Genomic DNA, 20159 nt, shown 5'->3' with positions numbered 1-20159 from the left:
ACCCGGATAATGCACAAAAGCCGGACGGGCCTCCCCGTTCGGCTTTTTCCGTGTCTGGGCCTTCCATCGCCGGCTGCTCCCCGTTTGGAGCCGCCCTCCAGGTGCTGGCCAGCCCCGCCACGGTTTACCCGTCCGCGGCCCCGATGGCCGCAACATATGAGGAGCCCGTCATGGGTCAGTCTGTCGTAGTGCTTGGTGCCCAGTGGGGCGATGAAGGCAAGGGCAAGATCGTCGATCTGCTCACTGAGGAAATCGGCGCCGTCGTGCGCTTCCAGGGCGGCCACAATGCCGGCCACACCCTGGTCATCAACGGCAAGAAGACCGTCCTGCACCTGATCCCGTCGGGCATCCTGCGTGACGACGCGCTGTGCCTGATCGGCAACGGCGTGGTGATCTCGCCGGCCGCGCTGCAGAAGGAAATCGCCGAGCTGGAATCCTCCGGCGTGGAAGTGCGTTCGCGCCTGAAGATCTCCCCGGCCGCGCCACTGATCATGCCGTACCACATCGCCCTGGACCAGGCGCGCGAGCGCGCTGCCGGTGGCAAGGCGATCGGCACCACCGGCCGTGGCATCGGCCCGGCCTACGAAGACAAGGTGGCGCGTCGCGGCATCCGCATCGCCGACCTGCATTACCCGAAGCAGCTCGAAGAACTGCTGCGCACCGCGCTGGACTACCACAACTTCGTGCTGACCAAGTATCTGAACACCGATGCGGTCGACTTCCAGAAGACCTTCGACGAAGCGCTGGCCTTCGGCGAGTACGTGCAGCCGATGAAGTCCGACGTGGCCGGGATCCTGCACGACCTGCGCAAGCAGGGTAAGCGCGTGCTGTTCGAAGGCGCGCAGGGTGCGCTGCTGGACATCGACCACGGCACCTACCCGTACGTCACCAGCTCCAACACCACCGTCGGTGGTGCGCTGGCCGGTTCTGGCGTCGGCGCCGATTCGATCGACTACGTGCTGGGTATCGCCAAGGCCTATGCCACCCGCGTCGGCGGCGGCCCGTTCCCGACCGAACTGGACGACGAAGTCGGCCAGGGCATCCGTGACCGCGGTGCCGAGTACGGTGCCTCGACCGGTCGCCCGCGTCGCTGCGGCTGGATGGACATCGTCGCGCTGAAGCGCGCCGTGGCCATCAACGGCATCAGCGGCCTGTGCATCACCAAGCTGGACGTGCTCGATGGCATGGAAAAGCTGAAGGTCTGCATCGCCTACGAATACAACGGCAAGCGCACCGAGTACGCCCCGCTGGACGCACAGGGCTGGGAAGACTGCACCCCGGTGTACCTGGAGTTCCCGGGCTGGAGCGAGAACACCCACGGCATCACCCACTGGGACGACCTGCCGCCGGCCGCACGTGCCTACCTGCGTTCGCTGGAAGAGCTGGCGGGTTGCCCGATCAGCATCGTCTCCACCGGCCCGGACCGCGACCACACCATGGTCCTGCAGGATCCGTTCGCCTGAGTGCGTGACCGGTAGCGCTGGGCCATGCCTGGCGTCGCAGAAGGAAGAAGCCCCGCGAACGCGGGGCTTTTTCGTTACTGTGTTGCCAGTGCCGGCGAGGAAGCGAAGCGATGACCAGGATGTCAGCGTGAAAGGCGAGACCGTGGTGCGGGTCACCCTGTGGGTGTTGTGGAGCCTGTGGGTCATCGCCTGCGCGGTTCTGGCGCTCGGCGCCATCGCCAACCATCTGGCCTCGCGTACCCAGACCCTGCCGCTGCTGCTCAGCCCCGGCGCGACGGCCGAGGTGACGGTCTACCGCTTCATTGATGACCAACTGCGGCTGCGACTGCGGTATGCCGCAGACGGTACTGAGGCTGACCCTGAAGTGCTGCTGCGCATCGACACTCCCACCGATCATGGGGACTTCCGCGCAGGAGAGCGTTCGGGAGTGGCCGGGCAGGGCATCGATCGTAGGTTGGCGTCGGTTGAATCCAGCGGCCTCATGGCGTCCTACTTTGGTTATGGCCGCGGCGATGCGTTGCCACGCGGACGCTCATGGCTGCGGGTAACCGTGCTGGAGGTGGACCCGGCGCTGGCGGGCAGGGCGGCCGTGATCGAACTGCAGCCCCCACTGGACCTGCTGAAGCTGACCGACCTGGATTACGTCTGGCTGTGGCCGTTCTTTTTCTGGAAGGTGGCGGCGATGTTCCTGCTGATTCCGGGGGCTGCCTGGGCGGTATTCACGTTCACCTTGCGGCGCTGGCAGCGCCGCACTCCCGCGAGGTAGTGCCAGACCCAGTGTGGTGGCGCTCATGGATCACCGGAAACATGCCCGAGATGGGTAGGATCATGCCCATACCGGGTAACAACCCGCCGGTCTTTCTGCGCTGACGTCAAAGGGCGGTTCAATTCAGCCGCATCGACCTGCTGTTGGTCTTCATGCGCGGGTGGAGCGTCGCTTCAGTGCGCGCGACATTTTTGGCTGCGGAGAATCCAGTCTCTACGCGACCACAGCGCTTCATCGGTCTGAACAGGATCTTGTCGCTTTTCACCTTAAATCAACACGGGACGACAGGCGGGAGTCTGCCGGGGATCGCCGCGTGCCAATGGCTGCCGCCACGCATGGCGTCTTGCATGCAGCTTTCGCTGGCGGAGACTCGTCGTCAGCAACATGATGGATGACTACCGTGCGGGTCCTGCACGGTATCTGCCTGCCAATGAGGAGCAATCACATGGGCGCATGGGGACACGGTTCATTTGATAATGACGATGCCTGCGATCTGGTCTGCGATCTGACGGAATGCACGGATCTCTCGATAGTGGAGGAAGCGCTGCGCGCGGCTATCAACCCCGATGATTACCTGGAGGCACCTGAAGCGGGCAGGGCGGTCGCGGCTGCAGAGGTGGTGCTGGCACTGTTGGGCCAGCCGACGGCTGCCATTGCCGAGGAAGAAGCGTTGATCGCTTGGGTCAAGGCATGCGATCACGTGCCATCGTCAGCGATGTTGTCGCTTGCACAACTCGCTGTCCAACGTGTACAGGCCGAGGACTGTGAACTGCGGGAATTGAAAGAGGAATTCGATTCGTTGGACGAATGGATGGTCGAAGTGAACAGGCTGCAGGAAGGCCTGCGCGCCGCAAGCAGCGTGATCGGCTGACGCGTCAGCGTCCGGCTGCTCGCAGCAATGGGTAGGGGTTGATCGATTCCCCCTTCCACCACTGCCTCTCCGGCCCCAGCACGTGTACCTCAAAATGCAGATGCGGCGCGTCGGCACTGGCGTTGCCGGTGCTGCCTACATAACCGATCACCTCGCCGCGCCTGATCACCTGCTTTTCGGCCAGGCCATCGGCATAGCGCTGCAGATGCGCGTAGTAGTAGCACCAGCGTCCACTGGGCTCGAACTGGTAGATCGTCAGCCCACCGCGCTCGCTGTCGAACAGTTTTTCCACCGTGCCATCCGCCACCGCCAGTACCGGCGTACCTGCATCGGCCATGATGTCGATGGCATCGTGTACGCGGCCCTCGCTGCGTGCATCGGTGAAGGTATCGCGCAGCTGCGAGGCCAGGATGCCCTGCACGGGCAGCAGCAGGCCGGACGGTGCATCCGCAGCCTGCGCGGCCGGCTGCGCAGTGGTGGCGGGTGGGGCTGTTGCGCGTGGCGCTCCTGGTTCCGTCGCTGGCGCGGCGGCCACCGCCGATGGCGCTCCCGGCAGCGAGGCGGCTACCGGCTCACTCGCATCGCGACGCAGCCACCAGCCAGCACCCAGCCCCAGCAGCACGCCCAGCACGATCAGCTGCGAAAGACGCATCGGCTTACTCCTGCATCACCACGGGGACGGAGGTATCCACCGCATCGGCCACGCGCAGCGCATCCCAGTTGGTCATGCGCACGCAGCCATGCGATTCAGTCTTGCCGACATGGCCTGGCACCGGCGTTCCGTGCAGGCCATAGTGGGGTTTGGACAGATCGATCCAGACCCGGCCGACCGGATTGTTCGGACCGGGCGGCAGCGTGGCCTTCTTCTCGCCCTTGCGCGCATCCCAGAACAGCTTGGGGTTGTAGTGGAACGGCGGGTCGCGATGGACGCCGAGAATCTTCCACTCACCGATCGGCAGCGGATCGTGTTGGCTGCCGGACGACACCGGCACCTGTGCGATCACCTTGCCCTGCGCATCCAGCAACTGCAGAGTGGAATCGGACTTGTCGACCACGACCTTCGCCGCCTTCGGCAATGCCGCGGGGGCGATGTTGGGCACCTGGATGCGGCTGCCGGCCTTGGCCAGGTCGACGCCGGGGTTGAGCACCTTCAGAAGGGCAGGGGACGCGTGGAAGCGTTCCCCGAGCGCTTCTTCGACGCTGCTGTAACCCAGCGACTTTAGCTTTGCCTGTGCGGCGGGTGTCCTGGGAATGGACTGGAACGGACCGGCAACATCCTCGGCCGTCAGCGTGTAGCTGGCCAGCGGCGCGATCGTCTCAGCCTGGAGAGCCTTCCAGGTGCCATCGTCCAGCTCTCCGCTCACCGTCAGGCCGTGGGCCGCCTGGAAGCCGGCCACGGCCCGACGCTGGTTGCTGCCGACTTCACCGTCGATCTCGCCCGGGGAGAAATTGGCGCGATCCAGCAGCACCTGGGCGTGCAGTGGCGAGCGCGCCGCGGTATCGGGTCCGGCCTTCTCGGCAATAGGCTCCGGCAGCCGGGCTGGCGGCGGCACCTGCGCGAAGGCGGGGGACACCAGCAAGGACAGGGCGAGCAGGGCGGGACGGTGTACGGGCATGGAGATCTCCGGCAGATGGCCGCTCCACCCTGCCCGCAGAGGCTGCGCAGCCCCCGTGAAAGCAACCTGATGCCGGCATGAGCAGGGCAGCCCTGGGATGGCCCGGGCCCTTGTCGCAGAAGCACCATGCGTGGCCTCACCAAGGTGAACAGCTACCGACGCGCGTGCGCGTTGCCGATCAAGAATGCCGGTGGCGCGGCCGATACGGCCACATCCCCCCGTTTTGGATGTACCCATGAACTACTTGAGGAATGTCAGGGTTGCCTGGCGTCTTGGGCTGGGCTTTGGCCTGCTGTTGCTGCTGGTTGCCGCCGTGGTGGCCACTGGCGCCACCGCCAGTGTCGTGCAGAAGCGCGCGATGCAGCAGGTGGTCGACGTCAGCGTGGCCAAGGTGCGGCTGCTGTCGCAGATGCTCGATGCCAACAACCAGATGATGGTGGTGCGCCGCGAGATGCTGATCCGCCAGGGCGAAGACCGCGGACACGACGAGCAGCGCATCGCCGATCTGGTCAAGCGCTACGAGGCCAGCTGGACCGCCTACCAGGCGCTGCCCAGCGACGCCCAGGGCAAGACCATCGCGGAAACCATTGCCGCCAAGCGCGCCATCGCACGCCCGCTCAACAAGCAGACCAGTGACCTGATGGAGCAGGGTGACTACCCGGGTGCGGTGGCGCTGACCTTGGGCCTGGTGCAGGAAGCGGCCAATGGCTGGAACAAGGCGCTGTCCGACGGCGTGGACTTCGAAGAGAAGGAAAGCCGCACCGCCGCAGCCGAAGCAATCCGCCTCGGCGAGCGCAGCCTGCTGCAGCTGCTGGTGCTCGGCGGCGTAGCATTGCTGGTCGGCATCGGCGCTTCGGTGATGATCGGCCGCAGCCTGACCGGCCCGCTGGCCCGCGCGGTGAACCTGGCCGAACGCCTGTCAAAGGGCCAGCTGGACCAGGAATTCCGCCTCGGTGGGCGTGACGAGCTGACCCAGCTGGGCGAGGCGATGGCCAGCGTGCGGCAGAGCGTGCAGGCAGCGATCGGCGCGCAGCTGCAGATGGCCGAACAGCATGAGGCGGGCGCGATCCGCTATCGCATGGACGCCAGTGCGTTCCCTGGCGATTTCGGCCGCATGGTGCAGGCGACCAACAGCCTGGTCGAATCGCACGTGCAGGTGGAACTGCTGATGGCTGAAGTGATGCAGCGTTACGCCATCGGTGACCTCAGCCGCGACCTGCCGGACTACCCGGGCGAGAAGGGCACGCTGACCCGCACCCTGGCCGCGGTGAAGCGGAGCCTGATGGCGATCAACGCGCAGATCGATGAACTGGCCCGCGCCGCGCGTGCCGGTGATTTCAGCATGCGTGGCGATGCCACTGAGTTCCAGTTCCAGTTCAAGGCGATGGTCGAGCACCTCAACGGCATGATGGCCAGTTCGCAGTCCAGCATTGCCGATGTCTCCGACGTGCTGCGCGCGATCTCGCACGGCGACCTGACCGCACGCATGGATGGCGAGTACGACGGTGTGTTCGCGCGCATGCGCGACGATGCCAACACCACCACCGCGCAGCTGACCGGCATCGTCCGCGGCATCCAGGTGGCTGCCGACAGCATCAACAACGCGGCGCAGGAACTGGCCGCCGGCAACAACGACCTGTCGCGCCGAACCGAGCAGCAGGCGGCCAATCTGGAAGAAGCGGCCGCGTCGATGGAGGAGCTCACCTCCACCGTACGCCAGAACGCCGAACTGGCGCGTCAGGCCGACAGCGAAGCGCACGCTGCCGGTGCCGCCGTGCGCGAGACCGAGCAGGCGATGGCACAGATGGCATCGGTGATGGGCGAGATTGATCAGTCCTCGGCACGCATCTCGGAAATCTCCACGGTGATCGACGGCATCGCGTTCCAGACCAACATCCTGGCGCTGAATGCTGCAGTGGAAGCCGCGCGCGCGGGCGAGCAGGGGCGTGGCTTTGCGGTGGTCGCCAGCGAGGTGCGTACGCTCGCGCAGCGTGCCGGTGTCGCCGCCAAGGAAATCAAGGAGCTGATCGAAGACGCCGCTGCCAAGGTGAAGAGTGGCCTGGCGGTGACCGTTGAATCCGAAGCTGCAATCGCGCGCGTGGCCCAGGCCAGTTCGCGTACCACCCAGCTGATGAGCGACATCGCAGCGGCCAGCAAGGAGCAGGCCGCCGGTATCGAGCAGGTCAACCAGGTGGTGGTGCAGATGGACCAGGTGACCCAGCAGAACGCGGCCCTGGTGGAAGAAGCCACTGCGGCGAGCCGCGCGCTGGAAGAACAGGCGCATGCGCTGACCACATCGGTGTCGGTGTTCCAGATCGAGCAGGACGGTGCAGCCAGCGCCGTGGTGGCGCGCGCGGCCTGACCGTCACCGCGTCGGCACGGCAAAGTGCCGTGCCGACCGAGAAGCCCTCAGCGCTTGAACAAGCGCTCGTGCATCCAGCCGTCGTTGGTCAGCACGAGCGTCGCTTTGCCATCGATTTCGTCCTTGGCTTGATCCGCTAGGTTACGATAGCTGGCCTGGACCTCTTTCGATCTGGCCCAGCTGTCCGCATCTTCGACCTTGTAGCGGAAGTTCACCTGAGACAATTTCACGCCCATCATCTCGCTGGGCTCGGTAAAGGTGTCCACCTCTGTCACCCTGAACTTGCCGGTGCAGAACGCTGCTTGACCTGCAATTGTTTCTGCGCCGCCTTCTACGAGGAACTTCTTTCCTTTGGAAGTAAGCGCGTACTCGCCAGCCGGTACGGTCGATGTGCCAAACATCGATTTCATTTCAGATGCTTGGCGGCTCAGCAACCCGGCCTCGACCAAGGCGTTGGCCTGCAGGCGCGCGCGCTCTCCCAAGCTGCCATCGTTGGCCAGTCTGAAGGGGAGTTCCCGCGCGGGCAAAGCAGCGCAGAGTCCGTTCTTGGTATCAAGATATTTCTGAATAGCCTTGCCGAAATTGCCCTTGTTGGCGGTCTGGGAACTGCTGCATGCCGCCAGTACAAGCATCAGCACGCTGGCCGCCAGAACTCGGTTCACATTCTTCATCTCAACTATCCCTGTCAGTGGGTCAATCAACGTAGCCGCTACCACCGAGCGAAGCTACAGGGTGGTGGATGTCGATGATCTGTCCTTGAGGGAGCCCAGCGAGGAGGCCCTGACGGCGATCAGCAGTGCCAGGTGACTTCCGGATTGCTCTGCACGGGATATAGCCGTTTACGACAAACTGCGCGACATGCACTGCCTTCATCGGTGTGCCTGAGCCACGAGTGTCTCTGGATGGCAGAGCAGGTGAGTCGCGCTCTCACCGATGCCGTACGGCCGTTATCGCTCGGTCTTCACTCCTCCATATGAGAGGACGTAGGCCGGCGCCCGCTGATCACGATGACCCTGGCGTGGCCGCCTTCATGGCGCTGGGCGCGGCGAACTACGTGACGGTGCGCGGGGGGCAGATCCACAACGCTGGCAGCGGCGAAGTGATCCGCCTGCAGTTGAACGGCGACCGCGCGCCTTTGCCGGGCACTGCGCGCCTGCTCGGTTCCAGCAGCGCGTTCCTGTTCGTCTGGTGGCCGCAGCAGCGGCGTGCCGAGGCCATTCCGATCGCGGCGTTGCGCACGCTGCAGGCGGCTGCCGTGCCGGTGCCCTCAGCCGCAGTGACGGCGGGGCCGTCCCGCTGAGGTAAGGTGCGCGGGTCGCTTGGGACCGACCCAGCGAGAGTAGGCGCTGCGCCACACATCCCGCGCCTGCGATGCGGGCGCGGGCTGTTCCCCGTTTTCGGGGACGATCAATCTCTGCTCCGCGTTCGGGCAGCCTTTTTCGCTGCGGTCTTGCGTGTCGCTGCCTTTCGGGCACGGGTAGCCGCCGCCTTCTTTGCGGCGGCGCTCCGCGAGGCGGCCGTACTCCCCTTATTGGCCGCAACCTTCTTCGCCGTCTTCTTTGCGGCCTTCTTTGTGGCAGTCTTGCGAGCGGGTGCCTTCTTTGCCACCGCTTTCTTCGCAGGTGCCTTCTTCGCTGCCGTCGCCTTGGTCGTGGCCTTCTTTGTGGCCTTCTTTGTGGCCGACGTCCTGGCAGGCGCCTTCTTGGCAGCCTTCTTGCTGGTCGCCTTCTTCGCGCCCTTGCGTGCACCGCCGCTACGCTTGCCGCCGCCGTCCTGCTTGTTCACGGTGGCCCAGGCAATGCGCTCGGCGGTGCCTTCACTCGCGCCGCGATCACGTTCGCTTTCCTCGATGTGCTCGGCCTGGCGCTTCTGCTTTTCGGTATATGCGGATTTGTCACCACGGGGCATGACGATTCTCCTGTCGTTGTGGTCAGGCCAGCAGGCGCAGCTTGGGCTCACGCGCCCACTGGCGGGTGGCGGCCGCCGCCAGGAAGGCCTTGGCGTCTTCCGCTTCGACGATGCCGGCATCGTTGCCGACCCGCGCCGCCTTCAGCAGCGCTTGGCCTCCCGCGTCGCTGGCGATGGCCTTCAGGTGTGCCCACGCCTGGCTGACGAACTCCAGCGCGGCGCTCTCTTTCGACAACGCCTTTGATGCCTCTACGCTCAGCACCACGGCCACCGCATCGAACACAGCCGATGGCGTGCCCGCCAGTTGCCCATCCGCCGCCTGCATCGCCCCATCGCTCAGCGTGGCGCCGCCTACTTTGGGCGCGACCAGCTTCACGTCTGCACCCGCCTTCCGGGCCGCTTTGCTCAGGCTGGCCATCACGCGCGCGTCGGAGCCCTCATCAAACAGGATGCCGATGCTGCGCCCTTGCAGGGTGGGCTTGTTGCGCCCGATCACGCGCACCTCGGGAGCGGCAGGCATGTCCTGCACCGGCGTGGCGGTCGGCGCGGGGTCGGGCAGTGCAGGCAACGCGAGCCCATCAGCTACGCGCTGCGCCAGTGATTCGTCGATGTTGCGCAGGTGGCTGACGGTACGCTCCCGCACCTTCAGCGTTTCCACCTTGGACAACTCGAACACCAGCGCCGATGCCAGGTGCGCCTGCTCCGGCTTTTCCAGGCTCCGGAAGAACATGCGGGCTTGGCTGTAATGGTCGGCGAAACTCTCCGCGCGGGTACGGCCCTTGCGGCCATCGTCGGCGCTGGCATGGCTGCGGAATCCGGCAGGCGTCTCGCGCGGGGTGTCCTCCTGCAGCGAACTGGGATCGTAGGCCACCCGGCCCTTGGGCACCTGCATCTGCATGTGGCCGTCGCGCTGATGATTGGCAAACGGGCACTTGGGCGCATTCGCCGGGATCTGGTGGAAGTTCGGGCCGCCAAGCCGCAGCAGCTGGGTGTCCAGGTAGGAGAACAGGCGGCCCTGCAGCAGTGGATCGTTGCTGAAGTCGATGCCCGGCGGCACGTTGGCCGGGCAGAACGCCACCTGTTCGGTCTCGGCGAAGAAGTTGTCCGGCCAGCGGTCCAGCACCATGCGCCCGATGACCTGCAACGGCACCAGCGATTCGGGAATGATCTTGGTCGGGTCCAGATGATCGAACGGGAATGCGTCGGCCTCTTCTTCAGTAAACAGCTGCACTCCCAGTTCCCATTCGGGAAAGTCGCCGCGCTGGATGGCCTCGAACAGGTCGCGGCGATGGAAGTCATTGTCGGCCGACTGCAGTTTCAACGCTTCGTCCCAGACCGTGGACTGGATACCCAGCTTGGGCCGCCAGTGGAACTTGACGAAGGTCGACTCTCCCGCCTCGTTCAGCAGGCGGAAGCTGTGCACACCGAAGCCTTCGATCATCCGCAGCGAACGCGGTATGGCGCGGTCGCTCATCGCCCACATGATCATGTGCATCGACTCGGGCATGAGCGAGATGAAATCCCAGAAGGTGTCGTGGGCCGTGGCGGCCTGCGGAAACGCACGGTCCGGTTCCATCTTCACTGCGTGCACCAGGTCCGGGAATTTCATGGCGTCCTGGATGAAGAACACCGGAATGTTGTTGCCAACCAGATCCCAGTTGCCCTCCTTGGTATAGAACTTGACCGCGAAGCCGCGCACATCGCGGGGGGTATCCACCGAGCCCGCGCCGCCGGCTACCGTCGAGAAACGGGTGAACACGGGCGTCCTGACGCCTACCTCGGTCAGGATGCGCGCGCGGGTATGGGCGGCCAGTGACCGGGTCAGCTCGAAGTAGCCGTGTGCTGCGCTGCCACGTGCGTGCACGATGCGCTCGGGAATGCGTTCGTGATCGAAGTGGGTGATCTTCTCGCGCAGGATGAAGTCCTCCAGCAGCGTGGGCCCTCGGGGCCCCTGCCGCAGGGAGTTCTGGTTGTCCGCCACCGGGATGCCCTGATCGGTGGTCATCACCGGATGGGTGCCCCCGGCCTGCTGGTGCAGTTCATCGCCATCGCCCCGGCGGTGGTTTTCGGCAGGGGCGGTTGCGCGCTTGCCGGTCGGCTTGCTGGCGGCCATTGACGTTGGCTCCGGATCATCAGAAGGAACCACGACACTGGAACCAGCCCCGTTAAACCGAGGTCCGGCAGAGGTGAACGTACAGGCAAAAGCAGGCTCGGGTATGCTTGCTGCATGCGAGTCGAGCCCGCCGACATCGAAGCCCTGTTCGACGCCATCCCGGATGTGCTGTTTTTCATCAAGGACCTTCAGGGGCGTTACACCCACGTCAACCAGACCATGCTGCGGCGGCTGGGCCTGCGCGCGCGCAAGGACGTGATCGGGCGTACCGCGGCCGAGATCTACCCGACCGGGCTCAGTGCGGACTACGTCGACCAGGACGCCCGCGTGCTGTCCGGCGAGGTGATCGAGAACCTGATGGAGCTGCACCTGTTCGCCAACCGCGAACCGGGCTGGTGCCTGACCTGCAAGCGCCCGCTGGTGGTCGATGGGGCCATCGAGGGCCTGATCGGGATTTCCCGCGACCTCGGCCAGAAGGACAGCCTCGGTACCCAGTACGAGCAGCTACGGCTGGCCCTGGCCCACCTCAATGCGCACTACGCCGAGAACGTGCGCATGCAGACCCTGCTGGACATCACCGGCTTTTCGCTGTCCAAGCTGGAGCGCAGTTTCCGCAAGGTGTTCCAGATGACCCCTCAGCAGGTGCTGACCCGGCTGCGCATCCAGATGGCCATGCACCTGCTGCACGGCGACGACAGCATCGCCTGCATCGGCCAGGCCTGCGGTTTCAGCGACCAGAGCGCCTTTACCCGCAAGTTCAAGGCTGAAACCGGTTTCTCGCCGCGCGCCTACCGCGCCCGCATCGGCGGCAGTGTCGGCGAGCCAGCGCTGGCCTGAGCCGCCTGCTGCGCTGTGCCTATCCCCGCAGGCATGGGACAGGGTAAGGTGTCGCCCCTGTAGCCCGCCGCCAGCCCCGCCGATGCCCAACTCGATTCCGACCGCTTCGCCGTCCCGCCTCGGGCATTCGCTCAAGCCCCGCCAGCTGATCATGATGGGCCTGGGCAGCGCCATCGGCGCCGGCCTGTTCCTCGGTTCGGGCGTGGGCGTGCAGGCGGCCGGTCCGGCAGTGCTGGTGTCGTATCTGGTCGCAGGCGCGCTGGTGATCATCGTGATGAACGCACTGGGCGAGATGGCGGCGGCCAAACCGACCAGCGGCGCGTTTTCGGTGTATGCGGCCGACGCCATGGGCGCCACCGCCGGTGCCACGGTCGGCTGGTTGTGGTGGGTGCAGCTGGTGATCGTGATCGCCGCCGAGGCGGTGGGCGCGGCCGGGTTGCTGGCCACGGTCTGGCCTGCGGTGCCGGTACCGATGGCAGCGCTGGCCTTCATGCTGTTCTTCACCGCGATCAACCTGCTCGGGGTGAAGAACTTCGGCGAGTTTGAGTTCTGGTTCGCCATCCTCAAGGTCGCGGCGATCCTGGCGTTCATCGCCATCGGCGTGGCGCTGCTGATGGGCTGGCTGCCGCAGGTGACCTCGCCGGGCTTGAGCAATTTCACCGAACATGGCGGCTTCGCACCCAAGGGTCTGGCCGGTATCGGTGCCGCGCTGCTGGTGGTGGTCTTCGCCTTCGGTGGTACCGAGATCGTGGCCGTTGCGGCAGCGGAGACCGAAGATCCGGAGCGCAGCATCGCCCGTGCCATCCGCACCGTGGCGTGGCGCATCCTGGTGTTCTACATCGGCTCGCTGAGCGTGATCATCGCCGTGGTGCCGTGGACCAGCGAAGCGTTGAAGTCGCCCTTCGCCGCTGTGCTGGACATTGCCCGTATTCCGGGTGCCGGCACCGCCATCACCCTGATCGCGGTGATCGCGCTGCTGTCGGCGCTCAATGCCAACCTCTACGGCGCCTCGCGCATGATGTACTCGCTGGCGCAGCGCCGTGAAGCGCCGGCCGTGCTGGGCTGGACCGATCCGCGCCAGGTGCCGGTGATCGCCGTGCTGGCCAGCGTGCTGTTCGGCTTCGCCGCCACGGTGATGGAACTGCTGTTTCCGGACCGGGTGCTGCCGGTACTGCTGAACATCGTCGGTTCCACCTGCCTGCTGGTGTGGACGCTGTCGCTGGTCTCGCAGCTGGTGCTGCGCCGCCGCGCCGATCGCCTGGGCACTCGCCTGCCGTTCCGCATGGCCGGTTTCCCGTGGCTGACCTGCTGCGCGCTGGCGATCCTGGCGCTGATCTTCGGCCTGCTGCTGAGCGAGGCGCACACCCGCCTGCAGTTCCTGTCGATGGTGGCGCTGACCGCCACGATCGCCGCTGGCAGCGCCATCGCGCGGCGCATGCGCGAGGCGTGATTCTGTAGAGCCGACCCACGGTCGGCTGCTGTTCGCGTGGCCGCCAGCCGAGCATGGGCTCGGCTCTACAGCAGGCATACATCCGCCGTGCCATCCTGATCGCGTGGGCCGCAAGCGGCCCGTCGACCGGGAGTACCGCATGCTGCGCAGCCGTCCTTTCCTGATGTTCACCGGCCAGGCTGAGGCCGCCCTGGCCCTGTACGCCGAAGCCTTCGCCGATTTCCGCCTGCTGGCCCTGCAGCGCCACCCCGAGGGCGCCGGTGCCGGTGTGCCCGGGCAGGTCCGCCAGGCCATCTTCCTGCTGGGCGGCACCCACTACCTGTGCTTTGACAGCCTGGACGTGCACGACTTCACCTTCAGCCCGTCGATCTCGCTGTTCGTCGAGTGTTCCGGTGCCGAGCAGTTCGAGCGCGCCGCGCGTGTGCTGGGCGAGGGCGGCCACTGGTTGATGCCGGTGGGCGACTATGACTTCAGCAACCGCTACGGCTGGGTGCAGGATCGCTTCGGCGTGTCGTGGCAGTTGAGTCTGGGGCAGATGCCGGACCCGTGATCGGATGTTTGTGGGTGTGGACTTTGGTCCACACACCCTCATGAAAACGGCCCGCTTGCGCGGGCCGTTCTCTTTACCGATGCAGCGAGGAATCAAGCCTCGACTTCATCATCCTTGTAGGCATCGACCGGAATGCAGGCGCACATCACATTCTTGTCGCCGTACACGTTGTCCACGCGCGCCACCGGCGGCCAGTACTTGCTCTGCTTCAGGCTGGCCAGCGGGAATGCAGCCAGTTCACGCGGGTAGGCGTGGGTCCACTCGCTGGCGGTCACCGCGGTGGCGGTGTGCGGCGCGTTCTTCAGCGGGTTGTCCTCGCGGTCCAGGCGGCCGTCTTCGATCGCGGTGATCTCCTCGCGGATCTGGATCATCGCGTCGATGAAGCGATCCAGCTCGTGCAGCGATTCGCTCTCGGTCGGCTCGACCATCAGCGTGCCAGCCACCGGGAAGCTCAGGGTCGGGGCATGGAAGCCGAAGTCGATCAGGCGCTTGGCCACGTCCTCGGCGCCGATGCCGCTGGTCTTCTCCAGCGGGCGCACGTCCAGGATGCACTCGTGCGCCACCAGGCCGTTGCGGCCGGTGTACAGGGTCTTGAAGTGCGGTGCCAGGCGCTTGGCGATGTAGTTGGCGTTGAGCTGCGCGACCTGGGTGGCCTTGCGCAGGCCTTCGCGGCCCATCATCGCGATGTACATCCAGCTGATCGGCAGGATCGAGGCGCTGCCGAAGCTGGCCGCGCTGACCATGCCGACCGGGCCGTTGTCACCCAGCTTGCCCGGCAGGAACGGCGCCAGGTGCTCCTTGACCGCGCACGGGCCAACGCCCGGGCCGCCACCGCCGTGCGGGATGCAGAAGGTCTTGTGCAGGTTCAGGTGCGAAACGTCCGAACCCCACTTGCCCGGCTTGGCCACGCCGACCAGGGCGTTCATGTTGGCACCGTCGGTGTACACCTGGCCGCCGTGCTTGTGGATGATCTCGCAGATCTCCACCACCTCTTCCTCGAACACGCCGTGCGTGGACGGGTAGGTCATCATGATCGCGGCCAGGCGGTCGCTGTACTTCTCGGCGTTGAGGCGGATGTCCTCGACATCGACGTTGCCGTTGGCATCGGTCTTGGTCACCACCACCTTCATGCCGCACATCTGTGCCGAAGCCGGGTTGGTGCCGTGTGCCGAATCCGGGATCAGGCAGATGTCACGGTGATCTTCGCCGCGCGAACGGTGGTAGGCGCGGATCGCCAGCAGGCCGGCGTACTCGCCCTGCGCGCCGGAGTTCGGCTGCAGGCTGACCGCGTCGTAGCCGGTGCATTCGACCAGCATCGCTTCCAGCGTGTCGATCAGTTCCTTGTAGCCCAGCGCCTGGTCGGCCGGCACCAGCGGGTGGATCTGCGAGAACTCCGGCCAGGTCACCGGGATCATCTCGGCGGTGGCGTTGAGTTTCATGGTGCACGAGCCCAGCGGGATCATCGTGCGGTCCATCGCCAGGTCCTTGTCGGCCAGCGAACGCAGGTAGCGCAGCAGTTCGTGCTCGCTGTGGTGGGTGTTGAACACCGGATGGGTCAGGAACGCGGACTGGCGCAGCAGGCCGGCCGGCAGCGCGTCGGCGGTGCTGGCATCCAGCGCGTCGACGTCCAGCGAAGCACCGAACACCGCAGCCACGGCGACGATGTCGGCGCGGGTGGTGGTCTCGTCAAGGCTGATGCCGACCGAGTCGCTGTCGATCGCACGCAGGTTGTAGCCGGCGGCGCGGGCCTTGGCATGGATCTCATCGGCGTGCACGCCGGTGACATGCAGGGTGTCGAAGAAGTCGCCACCAACCTGCACGCCGGCATTGCGCAGCGCTGCGGCCAGGATCGAGGCCAGGCGATGGGTGCGGCGGGCAATGCGGGTCAGGCCTTCCGGGCCGTGGTAAACGGCGTACATCGAGGCCATCACCGCCAGCAGCACCTGCGCGGTACAGATGTTGGAGGTCGCCTTCTCGCGGCGGATGTGCTGCTCGCGGGTCTGCAGGGTCAGGCGGTAGGCCGGGTTGCCCTGGGCATCGACCGAAACACCGATCAGGCGGCCCGGCATCGAGCGCTTGTAGGCGTCACGGCAGGCCATGAAGGCGGCGTGCGGGCCACCGAAGCCGAACGGCACGCCGAAACGCTGGCTGTTGCCGACCACGATGTCCGCGCCCCATTCGCCCGGGGCGGCCAGCAGGGTCAGGGCCAACAGGTCGGTGGCCACGGCCACCAGGCCGCCGCGCGCGTGCACGGCATCGACCAGCGCCTTGTAGTCGCCCACCTGGCCGAAGGTATCCGGGTACTGCAGCAGCAGGCCGAAGGCTTCCGCTTCCAGCGCTTCGGCCGGGGTGCCGACGCGCAGCACGATGCCCATGGGCTCGGCGCGGGTACGCAGCAGTTCCAGCGTCTGCGGATGCACGGCGTCGTGCACGAAGAAGGTGTCCGACTTGGACTTGGCCGAACGCTTGGCCAGGGTCATCGCTTCAGCAGCGGCGGTGGCTTCGTCCAGCAGCGAGGCGTTGGCGATTTCCATGCCGGTCAGGTCGGCGCACAGGGTCTGGAAGTTGATCAGCGCTTCCATGCGGCCCTGCGAGATTTCCGCCTGGTACGGAGTGTAGGCGGTGTACCAGGCCGGGTTTTCCAGGATGTTGCGCAGGATCACGTTCGGCGTGTGGGTGCCGTAGTAGCCCTGGCCGATGAAGCTGCGCAGCACGGTGTTCTTGTCGGCGATCGCACGGATCTTCGCCAGTGCCTGTACTTCGGTCATCGACTCCGGCAGCGCCAGCGGCGCCGGCGACTTGATCTTGGCCGGCACGATGGCATCGGTCATGCCATCCAGCGACGCGTGGCCGACGACATCGAGCATCTGCGCGATCTCGGCGTCGTTGGGGCCGATGTGGCGCTCGACGAACGCGTTGTGGTGCTCGAGCTCACGCAGGGAAGGGGTGTTCTGGGACATGGCGAAGGATCCGTCAGGAAAGGGCACACGCACGGGCACAAGCCGCCGGTCGGCGGTCTGCGGGGCGCCCCTCTGTCCTTTTGCCTGAGAGTTTAAAAGCGCGGAAAACCGCAGCTTCGTGCCCCTTCGGCGCCGGATCGAACCGGTCTCTCCAGAGTTGTGTTACGGGTGGTATCGGGCCTGAGCGATTACGGGCGTTGCGCCTTCGGCAGCGGTGTTCCGCTTCTCCCACCGTGTTGCCCGCCGATTATAGCCCGTTGCGGGCCCGGCCAGCGGCCGCCGGTCGGTGCCGCCGGTCGGTGCCGCCGCGCCTGAATGGCCGATGGCCCGGCCGTGCGTTTTGTGCAGTGCTGCATGGCATCAGGCGCAATCCCCACCTATGATGGGCGGATACCCGAATTCATCTGGCGCCGTCCCCGTTGTTGCGGGACCGGCGCCCGCCGTGCGTGCCCCGCATGGCCCTGCCGGACGCTTCCTCCATGACCGCCGCTGTTGCCCCTTCCACCCGCCGCATGGCCCTGCTGCTTGCCGGCCTGGCCATGTTCGGCCCGTTCTCGATCGACACCATCTTCCCGGCGTTCCCGCAGCTGGCCCAGCGCCTGGCGGTGGACGAGGTGGCGGTGCAGCAGACCATCAGCGTGTACCTGCTGTTCTACGGCCTGATGAGCCTGGCGCACGGCCCGCTGTCCGATGCCTGGGGCCGCAAGCGGGTGATCCTGGGCGGTCTGGTGGTGTTCGTCGGCGCCTCGGTCGGCTGCGCGCTGTCCACCGACCTGTCCACGCTGCTGGCGTTCCGCGCGCTGCAGGGCCTGTCGGCGGGTGTCGGCATGATCGTCGGCCGCGCGGTGATCCGCGACCTGTACCACGGCCACGATGCCCAGCGGCTGATGAGCCAGGTGTCGATGCTGTTCGGCATCGCTCCGGCCATCGCACCGATCATCGGTGGCTGGATCCTGCTCAGTGGCGCCGGCTGGCCGCTGATCTTCTGGTTCCTGGTGGTGTTCGGGCTGGTGCTGTTGGCGGCCACCGCGCGCTTCCTGCCGGAAACCCATGCGGTCGAGGCACGGGTGCCGCTGTCGCCGCGCGTGCTGCTGCGTGACTACGTGCGCATCGGCTTCAACCCGCGCTTCCTGCGCCTGGCGCTGGCCGGCAGCATCGGTTTCGGCGGCATCTTCCTGTACATCTCCTCGGCACCGGTGTTCGTGATGCAGCACCTGCACCTGGGCGAGGGCGGTTTCGCCTGGTTGTTCATCCCCACCATCGGTGGCATGACCACCGGCTCGTTCCTGTCCGGGCGCATGGCCGGGCACACCACGCCCACACGCCAGGTCGCCATCGGTTTCAGCCTGTGCGCGCTGTCGGCGCTGCTGAATGTCGGCTACGTGGCGCTGTCGCCGCAGTTCGTGCTGCCGTGGGCGGTGCTGCCGATCTTCCTGGGCGGCATGGGCATGGCCCTGATCTTCCCGATCCTGGCCTTGGCGGTGCTGGACATGTACCCGCACCAGCGCGGCCTGGCCTCGTCGCTGCAGGCCTTCGTGCAGCTGATGATCAGCACCGTGGTGGCCGGCGTGGTGTCGCCGCTGCTCAGTGCCAGCCCGCTGCACCTGGCGCTGGGCCAGGCCGCGTTCTTCGGCGCCGGATTCGTTTTCTGGTACTGGGAACACCAGCGTGAACGCGCGGCGCAGGCAGCCTGCACGGGCCATTGAGCAGCGCGCAGGGGTAGGGCAGGCCGCGATGCCCGTAACGCTTGCGGCGAGGAACGACCGGACTAGGCTGGGGACTCCAGCCAGCCGGTGCGTGGATGCACGACAGCCAGCCGATCCGATGTCGTTGCATGAGGTTCCCCCATGGCTGCGCAGCAGACCTATCGCCTGTTCGAGGTGGCGCTGAAGGAGCGCCGCGTTCTTTCCCCTTCCCTGGACCGCATGGTGTTCACTGGTGCCGACGTGGCGCGGATGAAGACCGAAGGCCCGGACCAGCGCATCAAGGTGTTCTTCCCCTTGCCCGGCCAGGACGTGCCGCAGGTGCCCAGCGGCGAGGACTGGTATCCGCGCTACCGGGCGCTGCCGGACGACCAGCGCCCGCCCATGCGCACCTACACCATCCGCCACCTGCGCGCCGAGCAGGGCGAGGTCGACGTTGATTTCGTGCTTCATGGCGAGACCGGGCCGGCCTCGCGCTGGGCCATCCACGCGCGACCGGGCGACCGCGTAGTGCTGCTGGCCCCCGATGCCGACTGTGCCGACAGCAGCGAAGGCTGGGAATGGAAACCGCCGGCGGGAGTCGGCCAGGTGCTGCTGGTGGCGGATGAAACCGCGCTGCCGGCGGTGGCCGGAATTCTTGAGGAACTGGCGGCCATGGTCGACCCACCGCGCACGTTGGCGCTGCTGGAGGTGGCGCAGGCCGGTGATGCGGTGCACCTGAAGGCGCCCTCCAGCGCCGAGCTGGTCTGGCTGCCGCGCGGGCAGGCCGCCTACGGACAGCCGTTGCTGCAGGCGGTCCAGGCGCGGTTGGCAGCGACCTCGAGCGTGGCTGCCGGCGATGCGCTGGAGGAGATCGACGTCGATACGCAGATCCTCTGGGAGCAGGCTGATACCCGCGTGGCCGGTCCGCTGTATGCCTGGGTGGCGGGTGAGGCGGGGGCGGTGATGGCGATCCGCCGCCACCTAGTGCGCGATTGCGGGCTGGACCGCCGCGCGATCACCTTCATGGGCTACTGGCGGCATGGCAAGGTGCTGGACTGACCTGACTGGATCGAGCACGCGTGAAGCAGCGCTGCGGGCGGGGTGCGCTATCCTTGCGCCCCCCTTCGCAGCGGTACCGCACCATGTCCACCAGTTCCAAGACCCGCCGCGACCAGCGCCGTCGCCAGGAAAAGCAGGCCGCCAACAAGGCCGCCGCGCAGGCGTCGCCGGTGGAACCGCATGCCGAACTGCGCGATGCTCAGCGCACCCTGCTGGCCGGTGTCGTGCGCCGCGACGGTGAATGGGTGCTGGGCATGGACGGCCGCATCGCGGGCCACAGCGAGAGCGCTGCGCAGGTGCTGGCGCTGATCATGCAGGCCGGTGAGCTGCACGAGCGCAATGGCACGCCGGTGCGCCTGATGTACTCCGATGCACTGCGCGATGCCGCACAGGCCGAAGCGCAGGAGAAAGGCCAGACCTTCGAGGAATTCAAGGCCGAGCTGGCCGCGGCGATGGCGGCGAAGAAGAACAGCTGATCCGCCGTGGGTAGCGCCGGGCCATGCCCGGCGAGCGCAGCGG

17 protein-coding genes and 1 riboswitch are annotated in these 20159 nt (G+C 66.4%); of the genes, 11 read left to right on the top strand and 6 right to left on the bottom strand.

The window, feature by feature from the left end; translation table 11 throughout:
- Window positions 1-170: 170 nt before the first annotated feature.
- From G5A07_RS15165 to G5A07_RS15155, 3 genes are all read left to right on the top strand, one after another.
- Window positions 171-1463, top strand: a complete 1293-nt coding sequence (locus G5A07_RS15165) for an adenylosuccinate synthase (protein WP_010482787.1) — start codon at window positions 171-173, stop codon at window positions 1461-1463.
- A gap of 127 nt (window positions 1464-1590) precedes the next feature.
- Window positions 1591-2229: a hypothetical protein gene (locus tag G5A07_RS15160; protein ID WP_191863539.1), complete on the top strand. Its 639-nt coding sequence runs from the start codon at window positions 1591-1593 to the stop codon at window positions 2227-2229.
- A gap of 445 nt (window positions 2230-2674) precedes the next feature.
- The gene (locus tag G5A07_RS15155; RefSeq protein ID WP_191863538.1) at window positions 2675-3100 is read left to right on the top strand and encodes a DUF4259 domain-containing protein; all 426 of its coding nucleotides are present in this window, start codon (window positions 2675-2677) and stop codon (window positions 3098-3100) included.
- Between the two features lie 4 nt (window positions 3101-3104).
- On the opposite strand, the gene G5A07_RS15150 is transcribed toward G5A07_RS15155, so the two are convergent.
- Together G5A07_RS15150 and G5A07_RS15145 are read right to left on the bottom strand one after the other, a co-directional pair.
- Complete coding sequence (locus G5A07_RS15150; protein ID WP_191863537.1) at window positions 3105-3752, bottom strand: M23 family metallopeptidase; 648 nt, start codon at window positions 3750-3752, stop codon at window positions 3105-3107.
- Between the two features lie 4 nt (window positions 3753-3756).
- Window positions 3757-4716, bottom strand: coding sequence for a murein L,D-transpeptidase (locus tag G5A07_RS15145; protein ID WP_191863536.1), 960 nt, complete (start codon window positions 4714-4716; stop codon window positions 3757-3759).
- Window positions 4717-4951: 235 nt separating this feature from the next.
- On the opposite strand from G5A07_RS15145, the gene G5A07_RS15140 reads away from it, so the two are divergent.
- On the top strand, window positions 4952-7078 hold the full coding sequence (locus G5A07_RS15140) for a methyl-accepting chemotaxis protein (protein WP_191863535.1): 2127 nt from the start codon (window positions 4952-4954) through the stop codon (window positions 7076-7078).
- 47 nt (window positions 7079-7125) lie between these two features.
- Here G5A07_RS15140 and G5A07_RS22505 read toward each other — a convergent pair whose 3' ends face one another.
- The gene (locus tag G5A07_RS22505) at window positions 7126-7749 is read right to left on the bottom strand and encodes a hypothetical protein (protein ID WP_159360456.1); all 624 of its coding nucleotides are present in this window, start codon (window positions 7747-7749) and stop codon (window positions 7126-7128) included.
- 347 nt (window positions 7750-8096) lie between these two features.
- Between G5A07_RS22505 and G5A07_RS15130 the strand changes: the two genes are divergently transcribed.
- Window positions 8097-8378, top strand: a complete 282-nt coding sequence (locus G5A07_RS15130) for a hypothetical protein (RefSeq protein WP_134734757.1) — start codon at window positions 8097-8099, stop codon at window positions 8376-8378.
- 107 nt (window positions 8379-8485) lie between these two features.
- Here the strand turns inward: G5A07_RS15130 and G5A07_RS15125 are convergent, their stop codons facing one another.
- Both G5A07_RS15125 and G5A07_RS15120 read right to left on the bottom strand, forming a co-directional pair.
- Window positions 8486-8986: a hypothetical protein gene (locus G5A07_RS15125; RefSeq protein WP_159360455.1), complete on the bottom strand. Its 501-nt coding sequence runs from the start codon at window positions 8984-8986 to the stop codon at window positions 8486-8488.
- 22 nt (window positions 8987-9008) lie between these two features.
- Window positions 9009-11099, bottom strand: coding sequence for a catalase (locus G5A07_RS15120; protein ID WP_191863534.1), 2091 nt, complete (start codon window positions 11097-11099; stop codon window positions 9009-9011).
- A 114-nt stretch (window positions 11100-11213) separates the two neighbouring features.
- Here G5A07_RS15120 and G5A07_RS15115 point away from each other — a divergent pair, with 114 nt between their 5' ends.
- The 3 genes from G5A07_RS15115 (at window position 11214) to G5A07_RS15105 (ending at window position 13936) form a co-directional block, all read left to right on the top strand.
- Complete coding sequence (locus G5A07_RS15115; protein WP_043399063.1) at window positions 11214-11936, top strand: AraC family transcriptional regulator; 723 nt, start codon at window positions 11214-11216, stop codon at window positions 11934-11936.
- Between the two features lie 82 nt (window positions 11937-12018).
- Window positions 12019-13386, top strand: a complete 1368-nt coding sequence (locus G5A07_RS15110) for an amino acid permease (RefSeq protein WP_043399061.1) — start codon at window positions 12019-12021, stop codon at window positions 13384-13386.
- 139 nt (window positions 13387-13525) lie between these two features.
- Window positions 13526-13936, top strand: coding sequence for a VOC family protein (locus tag G5A07_RS15105; RefSeq protein ID WP_005418291.1), 411 nt, complete (start codon window positions 13526-13528; stop codon window positions 13934-13936).
- 92 nt (window positions 13937-14028) lie between these two features.
- On the opposite strand, the gene gcvP is transcribed toward G5A07_RS15105, so the two are convergent.
- Window positions 14029-16896, bottom strand: coding sequence for an aminomethyl-transferring glycine dehydrogenase (gcvP, locus tag G5A07_RS15100; protein WP_019338660.1), 2868 nt, complete (start codon window positions 16894-16896; stop codon window positions 14029-14031).
- Between the two features lie 62 nt (window positions 16897-16958).
- A riboswitch (glycine riboswitch) is annotated at window positions 16959-17061 on the bottom strand.
- A 314-nt stretch (window positions 17062-17375) separates the two neighbouring features.
- Here gcvP and G5A07_RS15095 point away from each other — a divergent pair.
- The 3 genes from G5A07_RS15095 to G5A07_RS15085 all read left to right on the top strand — a co-directional run bounded on the left by G5A07_RS15095 (window position 17376) and on the right by G5A07_RS15085 (window position 20116).
- Window positions 17376-18602, top strand: coding sequence for a multidrug effflux MFS transporter (locus tag G5A07_RS15095; RefSeq protein ID WP_010482798.1), 1227 nt, complete (start codon window positions 17376-17378; stop codon window positions 18600-18602).
- 141 nt (window positions 18603-18743) lie between these two features.
- Window positions 18744-19640 (top strand): siderophore-interacting protein, encoded by an 897-nt coding sequence (locus G5A07_RS15090; RefSeq protein WP_019338659.1) that lies wholly within the window; start codon window positions 18744-18746, stop codon window positions 19638-19640.
- A gap of 83 nt (window positions 19641-19723) precedes the next feature.
- Window positions 19724-20116, top strand: a complete 393-nt coding sequence (locus G5A07_RS15085) for a hypothetical protein (protein WP_019338658.1) — start codon at window positions 19724-19726, stop codon at window positions 20114-20116.
- The last annotated feature ends 43 nt before the right edge of the window (window positions 20117-20159 follow it).

Source organism: Stenotrophomonas sp. AS012628 (genome assembly GCF_010608305.1).
GTDB classification, from domain to species: Bacteria; Pseudomonadota; Gammaproteobacteria; order Xanthomonadales; family Xanthomonadaceae; genus Stenotrophomonas; species Stenotrophomonas geniculata.
Note: the sequence above shows the minus strand (reverse complement) of the source record. Positions and strands in the feature narration are given on the sequence as shown.